Below are 18090 nucleotides of genomic sequence, written 5' to 3'. Positions count from 1 at the left end.
TAAAACTTAAAAACGGAATGTAGCAACCGCACTCAAAGAAACTCTGGTTAAGCCCTCTTTTTCATCGTCAGGAAAATCATAAGTCATTCCATTATACGTCATTTTAGACAGTGTTCCTGCGGTAAAACCCAACTTCGGACCTATGAAAAACTGTTTGGCAACCTGATATTGGTATCCGAAATTAGCTTCCAGACCCAGAGTAGAGCCCTTTCCTTCTATATTTCCTGTTGTGGTCTTGTACGTCATCACTCCAAGCCCTATATCATAAAAAAGTTTATGCCTTGTAGGTTCATTAAAATTAGAAAACATAAGAGCCGGACCGAAAAAAGTAATTTTATCCTGGGTACTTACAGTTGCGGTAAAGACCTGTCCGCTGTTATCCGACACCGATAATCTTCCATCGCTGGATGCACTGTAATTAGAATATTTCACCCCTAATCCAAGCTGGGTATTGAGGTTATAATAAGCCGAAATATCAAAATTGACTCCTTTTTTCAAGCCTTTCAGATATTGTTTTTCCTGATAATTCAGTCCGGAAGGCATTTTAGCCGTTCTCCAGGCGTATCCTACAGAGGGCATTATTGAAATTTTCTGGGCTGAAAATATACAGGAAACCGAAAAAGCACTTATGGCTATTAGTTTTTTGATCATGGTTTAAGAATTTCGGCAAAAATAATATTTTCAATGATATTTCAAAGCTTGAAGTGTTTGTTTTCTCCTCTATCAAGCATTTTTTCCTTGAAATAAAAAGTACAGCTTATTTCTAAACTGTACTTTTATGATTCATTCAAATATTAAAGTTTATCCTTTCCAGGGTTCTACTTTTAGAATTTCAATTTTCCGTTCTCCGTCTTTAAAAGGCCAATCGATAATATCACCGACTTTATAGCCTACCACGGCAAGGGCCATTTCAGAAAATATAGAATGTTTATTTTTCTTTGGTTTTGCCTGCACTGATGACACAAAAATGTATTCGTTTTCGAGGTTCTGCGTATGGTCTTTGAGCGTTACTTTCCTATCCACGGTTACTACATCAGCAGGAAGATCTCTTCTCCGCACCTGTTTTGCCTTCCTCAATTCTTCTGCAAGCCTCTTTTCTTCCCCAATGCTGACTTTTTTTCGTCTAAGGGTATCTTTTATCGCGTCGTATATTCCGGTGGTTACAATAATATTACTGGTCATTTTTTAAATTTTAAGATGAATAAGCTGCAGCCATTCCTATGATCCAATGTAGCGATACAGGCATACGCCAGCATTTCCGCTATGGAAAACTGCAAAACAATAAGTAAAAATGTTTAATTTGGAATACTCCCTGTCTTGGATCCTGACAGGGCTTAATTAATGAAGTCCTTGGAACTTTTCAGAAAAGAATCGGTATGTAAATAAAGCAACGACAACAAAAAACCTGAGAAACGGCTTTCTGCAGATAAAGAGATAAATATTGTCATAAGATTGTTACTTTAATTTTGAAGCAAGATAGCAAATAAGCGGTTAGAAAGCAAATGTTTAGGGCTTCATTACATCTTAAACTTTCTGTTTTCCTTTTTCTCGGAGAGTTTCTTTTTGGTATCCAATCTTTTTTCTTTTTTAGCTCTGGATGGTTTGGTAGCAATTCTTGTTTTGGGAATGATCAGGGATTTGGCGACTATTTCAAGAATCTTTTCAATGGCTTTATTTTTATTCATTAACTGGGTTCTGCTTTCAGAAACCGTCAAAAAAAGAAAACCTTCAGCGTTGATTCTGTTTTTTAATTTGGTTTGAATTAATCCTTTTTGCCTGTCATTGAAAAATTCTGATCCTGCGACTTTCCAAAGTACAGTTACGGAAGTTTCCACTTTATTCACATTCTGTCCTCCCGCTCCGCTGCTTCGGGAAGTTTTGAAATTGAGTTCTTTTGAAAAGTCTTTCATTTTTTATAGTTGAGAGTAAAGAAAGCTACATATGCTGTTCAGTGGCTGTACGCAGTTCGATTCTATTAATTTTACCATTTGGTGTTCTCGGTATTCTTTCGATAAAGATAATTTCTTTTGGCTTGTGAAAACTTTTTTCAAAAGGAATTTCCATTATTTTTTTCGTGATCTCTTCAGACTCTTTCCCTTCGATCACCAATACTAATTTCTGGCCCAGAAGTTCATCCTGTACTCCTACGAACACCGCTTCATTGGAAATTTCTTTTTTTATTAGCGCTTCAAGTTCTTCCGGAAAAATTTTTGCTCCACCCGAATTGATGACATTATCCAAACGCCCCAAAAACCTGAACTGATTTCCGTCTTTAATTTCAACTAAATCATTAGTCTGCAATACTTCAGCATTTACATTGGGAGCAAAAATCCTTAAGCAGCCTCTTTCATCATTGGAAATTTCAACATTTTCAAAAATAGTGAAATAGTCTTCTGCCTTAGGCATCAATTGTTTTAAAGCAATATGGGAAAGCGTTTCAGACATTCCGTACGTTTCAAAAATAAAGTTAACAGCCGTTGTTTGTTCTTTATTTTTTAAAAGTTTAGCTTTTAGGCTTTCTGATACTCCGGCCCCACCAATAATCAGATTTTTAATTAAATGAATTTTGTCTAGTGAATTCTCCACCTGCAGAGGAGTCATCGCACAAAAGTCTATTTGAGTGTCTAAATCGGCAATGGGTTTTACGGAAGGATCAGCAACGGTAAGTTTTAATTTCCTTACAAAAGACCTTACCACCATCATTTTCCCCGAAATATATTCGATGGGAAGACAGATCAATGCGGTATCTCCTTCTTTTAATCCTAAAAAATTGCAGGTCATCTCTGCAGAATTGATCATGTTCTTTTTTTGAATGGCAAAAATTTTAGGAGTCCCGGTAGACCCTGAAGTCTGTACGTTGACCGTTTCTTGTTTTGAAAACCATTCTTCTAAAAAAAATATGATTTTTTTTTCAAATTCTGTTTTGAAGGATAATTTATTAATATTGAGATTCTTAAAGTTTATCAGCATGTTTATCTTCTCTAAATGGCGAAGTAAATTTAAAAAAAACTTTAAAAAGTTCTTGTATCTAAAGAAAAAAGCTATAAATTTGCATCACCAAAATAACACAGACCCATAGTGTAACGGTAGCACTCCGGTTTTTGGTACCGTCAGTTGGGGTTCGAATCCCTGTGGGTCTACAACCAAATAAAAGCAACTAGCTAATTTACAGCAGGTTGCTTTTTTATTTTGGTCACTTTTGGTCACTTGGTCACGATTTTGGTCACTCTTTTTGTAAAAAAGCACCTGCTTACACCTCATTTAACTTATTTGAATCTGATTGCATTTCAGCAACGGAAATAATGACCGTTTCACTTTAATAATCATCCATATTATTTATTAGCTTAGCTATCTATTGTGTCACCTAGTTAGTAAGTCAATATTTCTTTTACATGTAAACTTTTACGCATAATAACAGGTAATTAAAACTGGCGTACATTAATAAAACAAATGTTGAAAAAGCAAAAACACACCACTAAACACCAGTAATTCAAATAGTTAATGATTTTTTTCAAAAATAAAATATTTGGCACGATTTTTGTTAATTAGATTAATTAGAGAGCTTAGAAGTATTTTATTAAATTATTATATAAAAAAGCTTTCAGTAATTATTTTGATAAAGGAAAAGTCAAAATAATGTAGAAAACCTATAAATGTTATATTAGCATTCATAGGTTTTTTGCTTTAAAGGCAGTAATTGAATTTTTATTGTCTAACGGAGAGTTATGTCCTTTAATTAAAAAATGAATAAAGAAAATAGTAAATAAAGAATAGAAACATATAATAAATTTAAAATAGATTGAAAGACCTTTTAAAGAAAGGGGTCTTTTTTTTATATCCAAAAATTTATTATGCATAAAATAATATTAACAAATAAAATCATACAAAATGAACACTGTACAACTTGTAAACGTACCAAAAGAAGAATTAATTACCGAAATTGAAAAAGTAATTATAAAAGTATTGGAAGCCCTTAAATTTGGACAACAATCTGAAACAGAAAAAGAACTTCTTACAAGAAAAGAAGTAATGGAATTATTGGGTGTCACTTATTCAACGCTTTTTAACTGGAATAATAAAAAGATTTTAGTACAAAGAAAAATCGGGCATAGAGTGTATTATGATAGAAAAGAAGTTTTAACGTGCAAAAAATAATTAAGAAACAAGAAATATCAATCAAGCGGAAATTTATAAATAAAATATCAAAAGATTAATAAAATTTTAGCTTAGTATAATTTAAAAATAACAAAATTCAGCGTACAAACATATCCGTAATAACTATTACGGGAGGAATTGTCGTGTCTAAATTTTAAGAAAAAAAATATAAACAATTTTAAATCAATTAATTATGAATTTTAATAAAAATAAAAACAGTCACATTGAAATGCTATTACTCGCAGTTTTACAAGAATTAAAAGAGCAACTTCATGAAATGAAAGAAGCTTTAGCAGGGAGAATATCTCATTTAGCAACTAAAATAAATGCTATTGAAGAAAGAAAATCTGAAGATCTTTTATCAATCAAAGATACAGTTGATTTCTTAGGGGTGAGTAATACTACACTTTGGAGAATGAGAAAGTCGGGAAATATAAAAACATATATGCTTGGATCACAAGTTTATTTCAAGAGATCTGAGATTTTAAAATCGCTAATTCCTGTAAACTAATAAGCGCTAAGTAAGATGTTAGGGGGGTATTCCTCCCCCTAACTTAACGTATGTGGACATATCTTAAAACCAATTAAATATAATAATATGAATAGTTTAAAAAATAATTTAAATATTACTGAAGTTTCTGTTAATAAAGATGTATGGATCTTTTTTAATTCGCAATGGCAAATTTTTATTTTCAAGAATGGGAATTTTGTATCTGATGTACTGATTTACCCAAAAGATACGGATGGGGTTATACTATTAGTTGAAATTGATATAAATCCGTTTTTCGCTACGGATTTTCAAGAGGTTAATAGTGAGTTATCAAAAATGTTATCAAAGAACTGGGATAAAGATAGGTTCAATAGAGTGGAATTTATTAAATGTTATCATAATGGTGATTTAAAATACTGGAATAACATGACTTGTGACTTAGAAACCATGTATAATCTGTTTCAGGAGTGTTCTGACATCCCTATATTACTTAAAAGTTAGCTGTATGTTTAAAATACTTAATAATACAGTAGATAAAAAGGTGGTAGCAGAGTTTTCTAACGTTATGGAATTGCTAGATTTTATTCAGGATTCCGAAAGAAGAGATGCAAAACTCATTGAAGAATTGAGAGAAGGTGATTCAGATGCTTTTTTGCATAGAATTCATGACAAATTGGAAATATGTAATTTCAATTACTTGAGTCCAGTTTCAAATGAAAGTGATGGTGGAACATTATTAAGTGGGTATTTTTATTATGAAATAAAAGATAGCGGTGATTTTGACTATGATGTTAGCCACATCAAAGCATTTTGGAGTACAATAAATGGCAAAGGACTCTGTATCTTGGTGGAAGTAGAAAACGTACCCGAAGATGAGATGGAAAATGCATATAAATGGGTTGCGAGTAAGATAGGAGTTGCCGAAAAAGACTATTTGGACACCATTTTGATGGAAGCAGGGCTTGTGAGTTACGATATGCAGGCGCATTACAATGATGATGCGACAGCATTATCTTTTGAAACAAAAGAACACGAAGCTAATTTGGACTTGCAACCCGATTTTTTCCCCCAGTTAGATGAACATAGTAATATATACTACCGAACTGGGGGAAAAATAAGGCTCAATAACCTAGAAGAAGTTGCTGAAAACTATCAGATGTACTTCGATGAAAACGGATTGTTTGATTTTGGAAAAGAGAAAATAAAATACTGCCAATGCTTTGTGCCGTTTGAAGCGGTGGGAGCAAAGAATAGGTATAGGTTTTTTAAGTGGTTTTGCGAAGTGTCTCATTTCGCTCAATCCACATATGGCTTTCGAATTATTACATCATTATTTACAAAGCTATAGTACGCAATATTTTGTCACTCCGTTAGGTGATGGGGCGGTGGAAGAAATAGCTATGAAAAGTTATAAACTAAGAGGGATGCTTGAACCGTTGGAAAACAGAACGAGAAGATTTTATTTTGAAGATCCGAAAATGCCAACACCAGAAAAGAAAAAGTTAGTTAACCAAGTCTTAGCGAATGATAGAGTTGAAAACACGCGCCAAGAGCTTTTAGAGTATCTTGAAAATTGGGATTATGAGAAATACCCAAAAATTACCCAAGTAAATCTACAAAAAGTATCTGGTAGAAATAAAAAAACTATTGAGAATCATTATCGAGAGGTTCGCAATAGATTTGAAAATAAGTAAAAAGACAGGCTTGTTTTGAGCCTGTTTTCTACTTCTCTATTTTCAAGTTACAATTGAGAAAAAGGGAGCATTTTATTTGAAAAAACACAAAAAACATATTTCAGTAAACAATCAGATATAATCTAATACCCATTATTAGTATGTAAATTCATATGTAGTAATTATAGAATAATAGAGTATATACCTTTATGTTGCAGATTTGTTAATAAACCCTATGTCCATAGTGTTTTTTATTGATTTTTTTTTAAGTCATTACGAAGTCAATAAAAGGCATCTTTACGGAAAACAGCCAAAACAATTTTAGAAGTAAATCCTTTCTAACTGAAGAAATATATTATATTTGAATTTTATATTATTTTGAGACTTTTTTATTAAAGGATTTTAATACCTTATTAAATTAAAAGCTAAAATAGCTACATTTGCTTAATCAAGACAATGCTTACATAAAAATGAAAAAATATATCCTAATATTTCTTTCTCTATTTCTTATAAATTGCAGTCCTAAGGAACACGATAGAAAAGAGGCTGAAAAAATAACACAAAAATTTTACACTTTTTTAAAAGAAAATAATAGAGAAGAAATTTTTAAATTATGTGGTGATGAACTTTTTAAAATGGCTTCAAAAGAACAAGTAAATCAAATGTTTGATGCTTCTTTTTCACAATTTGGTAATGTTAAAAATGATTCTTTAATATTTGAGCAGACTAATATTATAAAAGGAACTCATTCTAGAAATGAATATATATTAATTTATAATGTAAAACGAGATTTAAAAAATACCCAAGAAAAATTTACTCTGCATAAAGAAGATGATTCTATTAAAATAGTGGGATATTATATAAGTCCTAATTAATAAAAACCGCCACTCCCTCGAGTGGCGGTTTTTATTATGGCTTATTTTTTAATGTTTTAAAAAAAATATAATTTCCTGAACTGTCTTGTCGATAAATCTGATAATCTTCAGAGTTTTTCGCCTTATAAATAGAGTCGCCTATTTTTATATCGTTCTTATCAGATGCATAAATCCAAAAGGTGTAATTAAAGTCATTTTCTCCAACAAATTTAACAACCTTAGAGTTTTCAAATTTTCTATTTGATTTTATCTCTTCAATTATACCATCAACTTCTGAGCTATAAAATTTATTGTATTTATATAAATTCCAAAAACAGACAAATAGTATACCTGCAAAAATAATTATAATGACAAAAATTATATTTCTTTTATTTAGTTCCATATTAATATGATCCTTTTCCTGTTACTGCACCTGTATAATCGGCTACTCTTACTTTTCCATCAAAACCAACACCAACTCTGGTATTAGAGATTGTTACACCTGCTCCAAAGGAGCCTTTAGCTCCAGCAGCAATACCAATAGAACGTGTAATCCATCTTCCAGATACTGGACCATTATTAGGGTTGGGATCAAAAGAAACAGCGACTTTACCAACAACCCCCACCAAAGGAACAACAGATCCACTTACATATCCTTCTGTTCCTACAACAGAATTTAAACTCAAATCAGAAACTTTACCTGTAAAAGTGCTGCTGAAGAAAGAAAGATCTCCTTCTCCTCCTATCCCAAAAAGAACACCAAGACTCAAATTATTTCCTGGATCAAAGTAAATTCCTGCATCTTTTCCTCTTGTGATAACTTCAAGTCCCATATTTGTTCCTATTTCTGCTCCTCCTCCAACTGAACCGCCTTGGGTAATCCCCATTCTGTCAGGAACTAAAAATCTTGCTAAAGGACTATTCCATGAACTAGTTTTTGTAATCGTAACTTCTCCTACATCATGAATTCTTCCATCAGCAATAGCTTTTCCTCCACCAGCTGTAGAATCATCATAAACATATCCGTCTGATGCATAATTTAAGCTTCCCTGCTGGGATGTTTCGCCGACATAAGTCCCATTTATTCCTTTATCTGTTAAATCCTGTTGGCTCTTTACATCATCTCTAAATTCCATTTGCCCCATTGAATTCTTAAACCAGTCTTCTCCTTCTCTTCCATCAGGATCAATAAACCTAATCGGATTATTGAATGCATAAGTATAAGGTGAAAATCTTCTTGATTTTTCCGCCAGCGGATCATGAGTACCCCAGATGATAACATCACTCATATACATCCTCGCTCCATAATCATAAAATCCCGTCTCCTGAAGCTCCTTACCGTTATACTTATAGTTCTGGTATTTACCAGCACCAAAATAAGCATTTCCTGTTTTTAAATGGCTCATTCCAAATGGGTAGTAATCATTAGCATCTGTTATTTCAATACCTCCCGTACCAGTATTTCTTGCAAAACTTATCCTTACATTCCCTAAATGATCTTGATACTGGTAAATATACTGCTTTTTCTGATAATCATAATATCCTTCCGATGTTGGGAAAAACTGCAATTCCGGGTTGTGAGGGTTCTTAATAATTGGATCAATAGGCCCCGGATCAATTACAATAGGAGGTCCAATCTTACTGAAAGCTTCCCTCTCAAATGCATGCCTGGTTTCCATTGATGATGCCAAAAATGATTCACTGCTTCCGCCAGTATCATTTCCTGAACTTGTCACATTGAGGTATTGGAAGCCATCAATATAATCCGTTACTTCTTTTTTCCATGTAGTACTGCTAAATCCTACGGAAGTATTGGTGTTTTCTTTTCTCACCTTTACTCCATCTGCTCTGTATTTTGTAGCAATATCAGTGGTTACTTGCCCTGCACCTATTGTAACAGCATTTGCCAGATTTAAATGATTATAACCTATTCCATTTATTTGCTTATCTATCATGCTTTTCATGTTCCCATTAGCATCATAATCAATAAGATTTCCAGCAACTCCTTCATAGCCTGTTGAGTTACCGCTATGATCTTTAATGCTGGTCGCCTGATTTCCTGAATGGAAATATTCAAGATCATCAATCTCTGTTGCTATGGTTCCCTGTAGCGTAGATGTTCTATACAGATTAGTGATATTTCCGTTTAAATCATAGGTTAGAGATTCTATATTTTCTTTACTGTACGGATTACTTGGACTTTGATAATATCCTGCGCTCAATCGGTTTAATTTGTCATAAGCATAGCCATATCTTTTAGGCTCTAGTGAAGGGTTATCTCCTAAGGTGGTAACCGATCTCCAATCAACTTCAGCAATGTTACCATTATATTTAGGCGTTACATTTTTACCTGAGAACTTTATGGGGTCTGGATTATCAATTCCCTGTTTCTGATTGTATTTTATTTTATAGGCAAATAATTTCCCTCCCAAATCAGGTACTCCCATCTGATCTTTATTAATATCAGTCATCCAGCCCCTGATATTGTAAGCATAATCTATACTTTGTAATGGTATAAATCCACTTCCTGAACCTACTTTTTTATTGGATAATTGGGACAGTTCATTATAGCTGTTCTCTGCCAATAGCTGTTCAGTCCAGTTATCCACCTGGTGATAATGTTTTAAAAGCCTATTTTGAGAATCATATTCAAAGCGTTCTTTTACCATTACTTCTGGTTCTCCCACTTTCCTTACGTGTTGGGTGAGTGTATTTTGAACAATTCCTGCAAAATCCAGTTTAGATTCGGTTCTGGTATAGCCACCCAAATGATTGATGGAATATCCTCCTACCGCTCTTCCTTTGGTGTCGTAGTAGCTGTAGTTTTTAGTCCAGTTATCGTCTTCAATATTTTTCACCAAACTCATCACGGGAAGTCCTTTGGTGCTTCTTCCATCAGAGGACGGAGTATCCGTAAGCAGAGCCACTCCCTGAATGTCTGCAGGAAATGCAGGATTGAAACTATAGGAAGGATAGGTGTCATAATAATTGACACTTAAAATAGTTTCTATGTCTATAAAATATCCATTATTATAATAAATTTGCATTCCATTTCTTGTAAATCCTGTGCTGCTTCTTTCTTCTGTGATGACCAGATTTCCTGCCTGAGACTGCATGCTTGCTCTGTCACCTCCGGCAATAATTCCTGTATAGATTAGTCTTCCAAATTTATCATATTTGTTGATAATCCATTTACTTGTTACCCCAAGATTCGCATCCTGTGACATAATCAGTCTGTCTGCTTTGTCATACACCATATATTCCCAGCCTTTGCCGGGAAGCTTCTTTTCTACCAATCTTCCTCTGCCATCGTAACGGTATTCATAGGCCAGGGCATTCTGTTCGGCCAGTCCCCAGGTCTGCATTTTGGCAAGAAGTGGCGGAACCACCCATGCCAGCTGGTCGTAGTCATTATAGACATAATAGGTATCAGCATTTTCGGTGGCATTTAATACTTTTCTTACCAGCAGAGTCTGCCCCTTTCCGTTTTTAAATTCTATGGTTTCATTGCCGTCTTCATCTTTTACCGAGTTTTTGTACAATTGGCCTGTTCCATAGGTTCCATTGTAGCTGATCCCGGATTTTGTGGCACCATTCTCCCAGGCGGTAGGAGCCGTATATTTGATCACTTCTCCTGAAACATTGGCATCGTAATTAAATTTCACGGGTTTATCACTCCAGGCATTGCCCACTTGTCTCTGCTCCAGGATTCTGTCCAGCGGAGAGTTTTCAAGGGTCTTTTCGGCATAGATCTTTTCTGACCCGTACAGATCGGTTTGGGTAGCATTGGCCAAAGGTGTGGGAACAATAGCCCCGTTCAGCGTTCCGCCTTGAGGAACGGGAAGGTAGTCTTTAGTCTGTCGTCCGAACTGGTCATATTCGATATGAGATACAACATCTCTTCCTAATGGGGAAGCTTTGATATTCACCACCTGCTTAGGCCTTCCCAACCCATCAACATACTGAACGGTTTCGGTGGTTTTGGGAGCTGGAAGCGTGGGATCTGATAAATAAGTCTTTGTATAGATGTAATTTTCTGTAGGGGTTAACTGGGCATGGGCTGTCCCGGCCATTAACAACGCACTGACAGGAATTATAAGTTTTTTCATCGTGTGTTAGTTTTTATAATGATATTGGTATTCTTTCAGTACTTTTCCGTTGGCATCTACTACTTTTTCAAGCCTGTTAGATGCATCGTATTTGTAGAACTCTCTGATTCCTGACGGTGGAGTGATGCTTTTAATACCAATTAAGGGATCATAAGTGTAGGTAGTAATTGGGTAATTTGTTAAAGCAGGATTGTTACGAAATGTTTCTAATGAATTAAATAATAACTGTTCACTTGCTTCATCCTTATCCGAGTTTGATTTTGAAACAATATCTAAACTTAAATATCCTGTAGAAGTTGTAGGTAAACCAAACACTTGCATTAACTGCTCATATGATATTCCACTAATAGTAGCAATAGGTAAAGTTTGGTTATATCCATAAATTGTAGTAACAGGAATGCCATCTTTTATAATCATTTGAAGATTGTTTGCATTATTATCATATGTATTAAAATCTATATCGTTTACTATATTATTTGTTACAGGAATATTATAATTATCAAAGTCCAATACGGCATTTGCCAATGAATGTCTTACTTTTTTAGGAGCATACAAAAAAGTAGGGCTTGTTGTAAATAGATTTTCTTTCAATGAAAATTTGCTATCTGTATTTTTAGTTATTTCTAGCAAAGGAACCAAAAAATTGGAAGCAATCATCCCTTCATAAATATCCCATTGTGAACCAACTGCAGAATTTTCGTTTGAACAGCCTCTAAATCCTCGACAATCTTTTTTAATTAAATCAGGTGCATACAAATATTTTTTAACATACATTCCAGCATAAGTGGTAACAGATTCTTCGATAGGATGTGGGTGCCAGTTTTTAGAGTTATCCGTATATGCTGTTTTTTTTGTAGCTTCAGTTACTTTACTTCCAAAATATTCTTTGGTCATTTGGGATGTTTGCAGGTAGGGAATTACTGGAACATATAATGTTTGTATATCACAAGGTCGGGGGGCAGAATTTGCATAATATGCTATTGTTCTTACATAATAATTTAAATCGGAAATCTTACAATCTGAACAAACTGCACCTAAATTTAAATTTGGAAACTTACTAAGAAAATTATTATAATCATATGTAGTCTCTTTTAATTTTAAATTACTGTTATCATAAATCTCTTCTTTTAGAATTTTTCCTCTTTCATATTGCTTGGACAAAAAAATTCTTTTGTCTTCTCCCCAGTGGACTTCACCTGCTGTACATGTATTTGTATTAGGAGTATGAAAGATTTTACTAGTAGACATGTCTGGATTTGTAATTCTGTCTGAAAATTGATATTTTATAAAACCTTTTCCTTGTTTTATTACATTTACGGTACTATAATGGAGAGAGTTCCAACTATTTAGATTAGCATTTAAATTTTTATTACTATGAAATCCCGTAATATCTAATACTGCATCATCAATTATTCCAGTACTTCCTCCTGTGTCATTTTTGTACTTATACAAAGTTTCTTCATTATTATTTGAACCAGATTCTATTTTTTTGTAAATGCGAGGAGCATTTACTGTTTTATTTTCACTGTATAACTTTGGGGGGTCTGTAAAGTATTTTCCATATTTGTATATTGCTGAATAATCTCCTAATTCATAAAAATATGTTGTATTTCCCTTCGTTGGATAAGTTACTGTTTTTAACAATCCTGTATCAAAAGCACTAAAATCCTGAATAGATACTCCTTGTTGATCAGCCTCTCCTTGGTTGTATGTATCAGGTGACATTTGTCCTGTCCAAAACCCTAATTTATTTGTAGCATAGTCACTATTTTTTAATGGAGGAAAATCATCTGTATTATAGTAATCAAAGTATACATTTTCACTATTAGAACTAATTACACTTTTCAAAAAAGTTCTTTTATTAGTAGTCCCTAAATTTTCATAAAAAAGATTAATTTTTTTAATTGTCTTATTATTATGCTGTATACTTATTTCATTTAAATACTTATTAGTCTGTTCTAACGAATTTTGGGATAAATTATATTTATATGAAATATTAATATCATTGATTTTTATACTATCGAGTACTGCTTTTTTTGTATAAGTATCAATTTGTGTATAAGTATCTAGGTTACATGACGGTACACAGTACCCATAAACCTTGGTTTCATTAAATGTTCTTATATGATCTATACTTAAGTTATTATTAATTAATGTTTGTTTATTAGGAAAACCTATATTTTCGTAAGGTATATCATTGGCAACTGAAGTATTAGCATCATATTGTACATTGTAACTGCCTCTAAAATTATTTAATGGATCTAAATTTGAATTTTGATAATAACCTTCAACTGTATCGCCATTATTTAAAATGATTTTTTTTAGGAGCCAAGCATCAATGTAATTAGTTTTTGTCTGCCAACTAGGATGATAAGTAGGAGTGCCTAATTGCAGTGCATAGTCTTCATAAAATACTCTGGCCTGATTATAATTGATATCTAGCGCATCTATATTCCCCCCAAAAATAAATTGGTTCCCTTTATCATCAATTATTTTCAATTGTGAAAATGTTATATTCCCAAAAAGGTCATGGCATCCATAATCATTTATATCTATTTTTAGCGAGGCATTTTCACAATAAACAACAGGATTACCCTCGTTATCTACAATGAAGTAGCCCTTGTATCCCATAAAATCAAAATAAAATTTATCCGGCTCAAATGTATGAGACTTCCCTGTATATCCTCCTAGAGAGGAGCCTCCTGATAAATTTGGTTGATAATAACTAGCATAATAATCTTTGCCATATGGATTTTCGTAAATGCTTTTTTTTAAAGAGCTCTCATTTCCAATAGGAGGAAACATGGTTTTTATACAATCATTTCTATAGTAATTATATGGAGCAGAATGATCCTCTCCAGTATTACTAATAGAGTTTGCTAAATAAGTACTGGCTCCTGTTAAATCAATTCTATGTCCTTCTCTAGTAATTTTTCCAAACTGAAGCATATTCCAATTTAAGCCAACATAGCTTGGAGGTATATGAGGTACAAACCCCCTAGATTCATAATTTAAAGAATTATTGAATTTTAATTGCCCCAATGTCAAATCAATTAATGGAATATTTAAATCTAAACTACCTGAATTCAAATTAATATTTTCGTTAACTCCTCTTATTAATGAATAACTCTCGGGTGGTTTGCTTTGTGCCAGAAAAAGTAAGGATATATGTATACTGAATAGTATGGTTATTTTTTTTCTCATGTTTATTTTTTTATAATTTTAGAAGAAACTGTTTTATTCGTATCAGTTTTTATTGTTACCAGATAAGCACCCTGAATCAAATTCTGGGTATTGATCTTCGTCACTTTATTCTTTGTTTTAATATTCTGAAGTTGTCTGCCACCCATATCATAAAGGGTAATATCCGCTTCTTTAAATTCAAAGCCAGTTTCTACATAAGCATAATCCGTTACGGGATTCGGATAGATTTTGATTTCCTGCTTTTCAATAAGCTTGTCAATCTGGCTGTCTCCAAGCTTTACAATCTTCCAGTTTTCTTTGCCAAGTTCCTCTGCACTGGTTCCTGCAAGTATTATCGAACCATCACGGTTCAGTTTTATATCAGATAATCTTTCTTCTTTTTTAGAAGATTCTCCTTTGACGTGCTTGCGCCATTGCTCATTGCCATTTTGATCGAGATAAAGCATCCAAAACTTCTCATCATCTGCTTCAACTCTTCCTTCGGCTTGCGTGTATCCTCCTAAAAGGAAACCTTTAGATGTTTTATCATCTGCTGAGTGCATAACGCTCATTCCCATCAAAACATCCCTGTTTTTGAAATTATAGGATTTCTGCCAAATTTCTTCACCTCTTTCGTTAAGTGAGATTAACCACAAGTCGGTTCCTTCTTCAATTCCCACAGATTTGTTTCCTGATCTTTCGGATCTTGATTCACCGCCGATAATGTATCCATTTGAGGTCAGGGCTAACGTTCTCAAATGATCATCTGCTTTTCCACCGTAATTTTTTTCCCATTCAACTTTGCCATCCTTATTGAGTTTGATAATATAATAATCACCTTCACCAAAGTTTTCGGTCTTCTTTGAACCTCCGACACCGCTTCTGGAATAGATCCCTAACAATGCACCTCCATCTTTAGTAGGAATCATCTTTTCTACTTCATCCAATCCTTTTCCTCCAAAAATTAATTGGGAGAGTTCTTTTCCGTTTTTGTCGAGTTTAATAATCAGAACATCTTTAGATCCGTATCCTTTTTCTGAGTTCTGAATATTTCCAGCAACAAAGAATCCTAAATCGGTGGTTTGAATCACGGATCTTGCTTCTTCATCAGAAGAACTTCCCAATGTTTTCTGCCAAAGTTCATCTCCGAATTCATTGATGCGAATCAGCCAGATGTCAGATCCGCCTTTGGAATCTTCTCTCTTATCCAAATTTTTGCTAGAATAAGTGGTGCCTGAGAGTAAAAATCCACCCTCTTGGGTTGCCACAGTAGATGAAAGAAAATCGTGATTATTTCCCACAAAGAACTTTTCCCAAACTTCTTCTCCTTGTTGGTTGAGCTTCACTAAATGAAAATCGTAGCCGTTGTTTTGTTTATTGTCTTGTAGTTTACTGCTCTGAATCGAGCTTCCTGTAATCAAATATTGTCCGTCAATGGTTGTCGTGACTTGGCTTAAAAAATCCTGAGTACTGGATTTAATGTCCTTTTGCCACACTGCTTCCTGAGCGTAGCCCAAGATTGTGCACATAGTAAATGCACTTATGTAGAGTTTTCTCATCTATTTTGTGTTTAAAAGTTAATAATAGTTTTTGTTATTATAATTTTGCAAATTTAATATTTTTTAACAGTTATTAAGTTCTCATTAATGAGATTTAATATGAATTTTATCACATCATGGTGTTTTTATTTGCTTGTTAAATTGTTATAATACAAAGGTATTTCAGCAAAGCGACAGATCATGTCGTGTTATAAATAAGTTTTGATCCATCTAATTTTTTTCGTTATTAAAGCGTTTTTTCAACCTGTCCGTAAGAAGTTTCAAAATATGCATGAGATAATATGAGCAACCGACATACAAAATAAGTAGCGTTAACATCATCAAGAAAAATAAACTATCATCCCAAATGCTGTATGGTTTAAATTTGATTGCTGGAAAACAAGTTGTTTGCGTTTGTAATTGCAGTATCATTTTGCTACATCAAAAGGGTTTTCGTTATTTTTCATGAATACTGAACCCATACGTTTATATTTGAGATTTTTACCTTTTACGCACAAATCATACAGTCCGTTTCCTTTCTGTTCTGAAATGCGCAAAAAAACAACATCGCTTTCGTTGCAGTCATTATCTATCGCAACGTGTTTTCTAAGGTCAGAAATAGTTGCATCTACTTTTTTCAAAAAAGATTGGGTTTTCTTATCCGGTGCAGGTTCTTGATAGTTTGCAGGCAGATCACATTTCTTATCTTTCTGTATTTCCTGTGCGAAATAAAACGTTGGTAATACGAACATTAAAGTAAAAATTAATTTTTTCATTGTAAATTATTTTGATTGTTATTATTTTATAAATTCTTCTCTCTGTTTTGAAGCTTCTGCATAGCTGTCAAATACAAGAATTTTTCTTTTCCTGATATTCATACCTGCGGGAACAGCTCCATCCTTGTATAATGTTTTCTCGAACTCGTCCATTTTTTTGTATTTGGCATCTTCGCTTACGTCTGTCATTTCAATAACATCACTTCCGATACTCTGATAGCGAGACATATTCTCTTTAGTAAGCACAGAATCACTATTGGGTGCGATTATAGCCCATATAATGGCGTATTTAGGCTTTATTGAAGCGGTTGATAATGTGTCTTGAATAATGCTTGTAGAATCGTTAAAAACAGTTGTAGAAGCCTGATAAGTGGTGTCTGTACTAATGGAATCAGAGTTCATATAAGCATCATCGAAAGAATCTTGTTTTTTACAGCTAAATGCTGCACAAAAAGCCATTAATAAGTAAATATTTTTCATAATGACTATTTTTCAGATAATAATGCGATAATTCCGAGTAAGATAAAATGTCCGATGTAGGAAAGGATTCCCCAAACGATTATAAAGCCGATTGCTCCGACAAAAGATTTCGGTTCAACCCAGTTCCAAGAGAGAATCCCTGAACCAATAATTACGACTGCATAAAGAATAAATGCAAATACAGGTAAGCATCCGCCCTCATTTGTGTTGCTCATATTTTTATAAATTTTGTTTGATTTTGGGCAACAAAAAAAGCGTGAGCAAATTCACACTTTGTAAAAAGGCATTTGGCGTCGCCTACAATCAAAAGCAGAATCGCCCACGCCGTAACGTGGGTGTTCTGACTTTATCTGCCAATGATTGTTGTTTAAAATCGCCAAATTTTATTTACAAAGCACACAAGTCTTACACTTATTTTCGTTGATGTCTTCTAAAATAGCTCGATAGCTTTTTAGATAAATTTTTCTATATCAATAATTAAACCGTTTTAAATTGTTGATTATTGCAAATTTGAGAAAATTATTCAAAATATAAATGCTCTTTTCCAATTTTTATTAAATATGTCTCGATAGAGTACCCATATCAGTCTAAGGGATACCCTGAAAAGGCGTTTTTGTCTATACCCCCTGCCTTTTAAACTTCAAGATTATTTTTTACTAGCTATGTGGTAACCTCAACATTTTTTTTAGATGTTTTTTCAGGGATGATTTACAACTTCATAAACCATGTAGATGTTATTGTATAGATGATTGATTATGCAATGATGTATATATTGAAAAAGGAATCAAAGGGTTTAGATTAGATGTGTCAAAACAAAGGTGTCACGCACTCC

Annotated in this window: 17 protein-coding genes and 1 tRNA gene; 7 read left to right on the top strand and 11 right to left on the bottom strand. The window is 33.4% G+C overall.

Annotation, left to right across the window (positions count from 1 at the left end):
- Positions 1-6: 6 nt before the first annotated feature.
- The 4 genes from SB679_RS14650 to SB679_RS14635 all read right to left on the bottom strand — a co-directional run bounded on the left by SB679_RS14650 (position 7) and on the right by SB679_RS14635 (position 2970).
- Positions 7-651 carry a hypothetical protein gene (locus SB679_RS14650; protein WP_410703030.1) on the bottom strand — a complete coding sequence of 215 codons (645 nt, stop codon included), beginning with the start codon at positions 649-651 and terminating at the stop codon, positions 7-9.
- A 150-nt stretch (positions 652-801) separates the two neighbouring features.
- Entirely contained in the window at positions 802-1182 is a 381-nt protein-coding gene (locus tag SB679_RS14645; RefSeq protein ID WP_410703029.1) for a GreA/GreB family elongation factor, read from the bottom strand.
- 335 nt (positions 1183-1517) lie between these two features.
- A complete protein-coding gene (arfB, locus tag SB679_RS14640; protein ID WP_410703028.1) occupies positions 1518-1910 on the bottom strand; it encodes an alternative ribosome rescue aminoacyl-tRNA hydrolase ArfB in 393 nt (130 codons plus the stop codon).
- Between the two features lie 25 nt (positions 1911-1935).
- Complete coding sequence (locus SB679_RS14635) at positions 1936-2970, bottom strand: AMP-binding protein (RefSeq protein WP_410703027.1); 1035 nt, start codon at positions 2968-2970, stop codon at positions 1936-1938.
- 99 nt (positions 2971-3069) lie between these two features.
- On the opposite strand from SB679_RS14635, the gene SB679_RS14630 reads away from it, so the two are divergent.
- The 7 genes from SB679_RS14630 (at position 3070) to SB679_RS14600 (ending at position 7193) form a co-directional block, all read left to right on the top strand.
- Positions 3070-3140, top strand: a tRNA-Gln gene (locus tag SB679_RS14630).
- Between the two features lie 748 nt (positions 3141-3888).
- The gene (locus tag SB679_RS14625) at positions 3889-4155 is read left to right on the top strand and encodes a helix-turn-helix transcriptional regulator (protein ID WP_410703026.1); all 267 of its coding nucleotides are present in this window, start codon (positions 3889-3891) and stop codon (positions 4153-4155) included.
- Between the two features lie 193 nt (positions 4156-4348).
- Positions 4349-4666, top strand: a complete 318-nt coding sequence (locus SB679_RS14620) for a helix-turn-helix domain-containing protein (RefSeq protein WP_410703025.1) — start codon at positions 4349-4351, stop codon at positions 4664-4666.
- Positions 4667-4753: 87 nt separating this feature from the next.
- Positions 4754-5146, top strand: a complete 393-nt coding sequence (locus tag SB679_RS14615) for a hypothetical protein (protein WP_410703024.1) — start codon at positions 4754-4756, stop codon at positions 5144-5146.
- A 4-nt stretch (positions 5147-5150) separates the two neighbouring features.
- Positions 5151-5993 carry a hypothetical protein gene (locus tag SB679_RS14610; RefSeq protein WP_410703023.1) on the top strand — a complete coding sequence of 281 codons (843 nt, stop codon included), beginning with the start codon at positions 5151-5153 and terminating at the stop codon, positions 5991-5993.
- Complete coding sequence (locus SB679_RS14605; protein WP_410703022.1) at positions 5953-6339, top strand: hypothetical protein; 387 nt, start codon at positions 5953-5955, stop codon at positions 6337-6339. Before SB679_RS14610 ends, SB679_RS14605 begins: the two co-directional genes overlap by 41 nt.
- A gap of 449 nt (positions 6340-6788) precedes the next feature.
- The gene (locus SB679_RS14600) at positions 6789-7193 is read left to right on the top strand and encodes a hypothetical protein (protein WP_410703021.1); all 405 of its coding nucleotides are present in this window, start codon (positions 6789-6791) and stop codon (positions 7191-7193) included.
- Between the two features lie 34 nt (positions 7194-7227).
- On the opposite strand, the gene SB679_RS14595 is transcribed toward SB679_RS14600, so the two are convergent.
- From SB679_RS14595 to SB679_RS14565, 7 genes are all read right to left on the bottom strand, one after another.
- Positions 7228-7575, bottom strand: coding sequence for a hypothetical protein (locus SB679_RS14595; protein WP_410703020.1), 348 nt, complete (start codon positions 7573-7575; stop codon positions 7228-7230).
- 1 nt (position 7576) lies between these two features.
- A complete protein-coding gene (locus SB679_RS14590) occupies positions 7577-11281 on the bottom strand; it encodes a DUF6443 domain-containing protein (protein WP_410703019.1) in 3705 nt (1234 codons plus the stop codon).
- A gap of 6 nt (positions 11282-11287) precedes the next feature.
- Entirely contained in the window at positions 11288-14485 is a 3198-nt protein-coding gene (locus SB679_RS14585; RefSeq protein WP_410703018.1) for a hypothetical protein, read from the bottom strand.
- Positions 14486-14487: 2 nt separating this feature from the next.
- A complete protein-coding gene (locus SB679_RS14580) occupies positions 14488-16023 on the bottom strand; it encodes a T9SS type A sorting domain-containing protein (RefSeq protein ID WP_410703017.1) in 1536 nt (511 codons plus the stop codon).
- 407 nt (positions 16024-16430) lie between these two features.
- The gene (locus tag SB679_RS14575; RefSeq protein WP_410703016.1) at positions 16431-16778 is read right to left on the bottom strand and encodes a hypothetical protein; all 348 of its coding nucleotides are present in this window, start codon (positions 16776-16778) and stop codon (positions 16431-16433) included.
- A 21-nt stretch (positions 16779-16799) separates the two neighbouring features.
- The gene (locus SB679_RS14570; protein WP_410703015.1) at positions 16800-17258 is read right to left on the bottom strand and encodes a hypothetical protein; all 459 of its coding nucleotides are present in this window, start codon (positions 17256-17258) and stop codon (positions 16800-16802) included.
- A gap of 5 nt (positions 17259-17263) precedes the next feature.
- Positions 17264-17473 carry a hypothetical protein gene (locus SB679_RS14565; protein WP_410703014.1) on the bottom strand — a complete coding sequence of 70 codons (210 nt, stop codon included), beginning with the start codon at positions 17471-17473 and terminating at the stop codon, positions 17264-17266.
- Positions 17474-18090 lie beyond the last annotated feature (617 nt).

Origin of the sequence: Chryseobacterium sp. SIMBA_029 (genome assembly GCF_046535275.1) — a bacterium.
Taxonomy (GTDB): Bacteria; Bacteroidota; Bacteroidia; order Flavobacteriales; family Weeksellaceae; genus Chryseobacterium.
This window is presented reverse-complemented; position numbering and strand designations above follow the sequence as displayed.

Coding starts and splice junctions, on each gene's coding strand:
- SB679_RS14615 (WP_410703024.1), top strand. CDS start 4,754: ATGAATAGTTTAAAAAATAATTTAAATATTACTGAAGTTTCTGTTAAT.
- SB679_RS14645 (WP_410703029.1), bottom strand. CDS start 1,182: ATGACCAGTAATATTATTGTAACCACCGGAATATACGACGCGATAAAA.
- SB679_RS14625 (WP_410703026.1), top strand. CDS start 3,889: ATGAACACTGTACAACTTGTAAACGTACCAAAAGAAGAATTAATTACC.
- SB679_RS14580 (WP_410703017.1), bottom strand. CDS start 16,023: ATGAGAAAACTCTACATAAGTGCATTTACTATGTGCACAATCTTGGGC.
- SB679_RS14635 (WP_410703027.1), bottom strand. CDS start 2,970: ATGCTGATAAACTTTAAGAATCTCAATATTAATAAATTATCCTTCAAA.
- SB679_RS14600 (WP_410703021.1), top strand. CDS start 6,789: ATGAAAAAATATATCCTAATATTTCTTTCTCTATTTCTTATAAATTGC.
- SB679_RS14610 (WP_410703023.1), top strand. CDS start 5,151: ATGTTTAAAATACTTAATAATACAGTAGATAAAAAGGTGGTAGCAGAG.
- SB679_RS14585 (WP_410703018.1), bottom strand. CDS start 14,485: ATGAGAAAAAAAATAACCATACTATTCAGTATACATATATCCTTACTT.
- SB679_RS14595 (WP_410703020.1), bottom strand. CDS start 7,575: ATGGAACTAAATAAAAGAAATATAATTTTTGTCATTATAATTATTTTT.
- SB679_RS14620 (WP_410703025.1), top strand. CDS start 4,349: ATGAATTTTAATAAAAATAAAAACAGTCACATTGAAATGCTATTACTC.
- SB679_RS14590 (WP_410703019.1), bottom strand. CDS start 11,281: ATGAAAAAACTTATAATTCCTGTCAGTGCGTTGTTAATGGCCGGGACA.
- SB679_RS14650 (WP_410703030.1), bottom strand. CDS start 651: ATGATCAAAAAACTAATAGCCATAAGTGCTTTTTCGGTTTCCTGTATA.
- SB679_RS14570 (WP_410703015.1), bottom strand. CDS start 17,258: ATGAAAAATATTTACTTATTAATGGCTTTTTGTGCAGCATTTAGCTGT.
- SB679_RS14565 (WP_410703014.1), bottom strand. CDS start 17,473: ATGAGCAACACAAATGAGGGCGGATGCTTACCTGTATTTGCATTTATT.
- arfB (WP_410703028.1), bottom strand. CDS start 1,910: ATGAAAGACTTTTCAAAAGAACTCAATTTCAAAACTTCCCGAAGCAGC.
- SB679_RS14605 (WP_410703022.1), top strand. CDS start 5,953: ATGGCTTTCGAATTATTACATCATTATTTACAAAGCTATAGTACGCAA.
- SB679_RS14575 (WP_410703016.1), bottom strand. CDS start 16,778: ATGAAAAAATTAATTTTTACTTTAATGTTCGTATTACCAACGTTTTAT.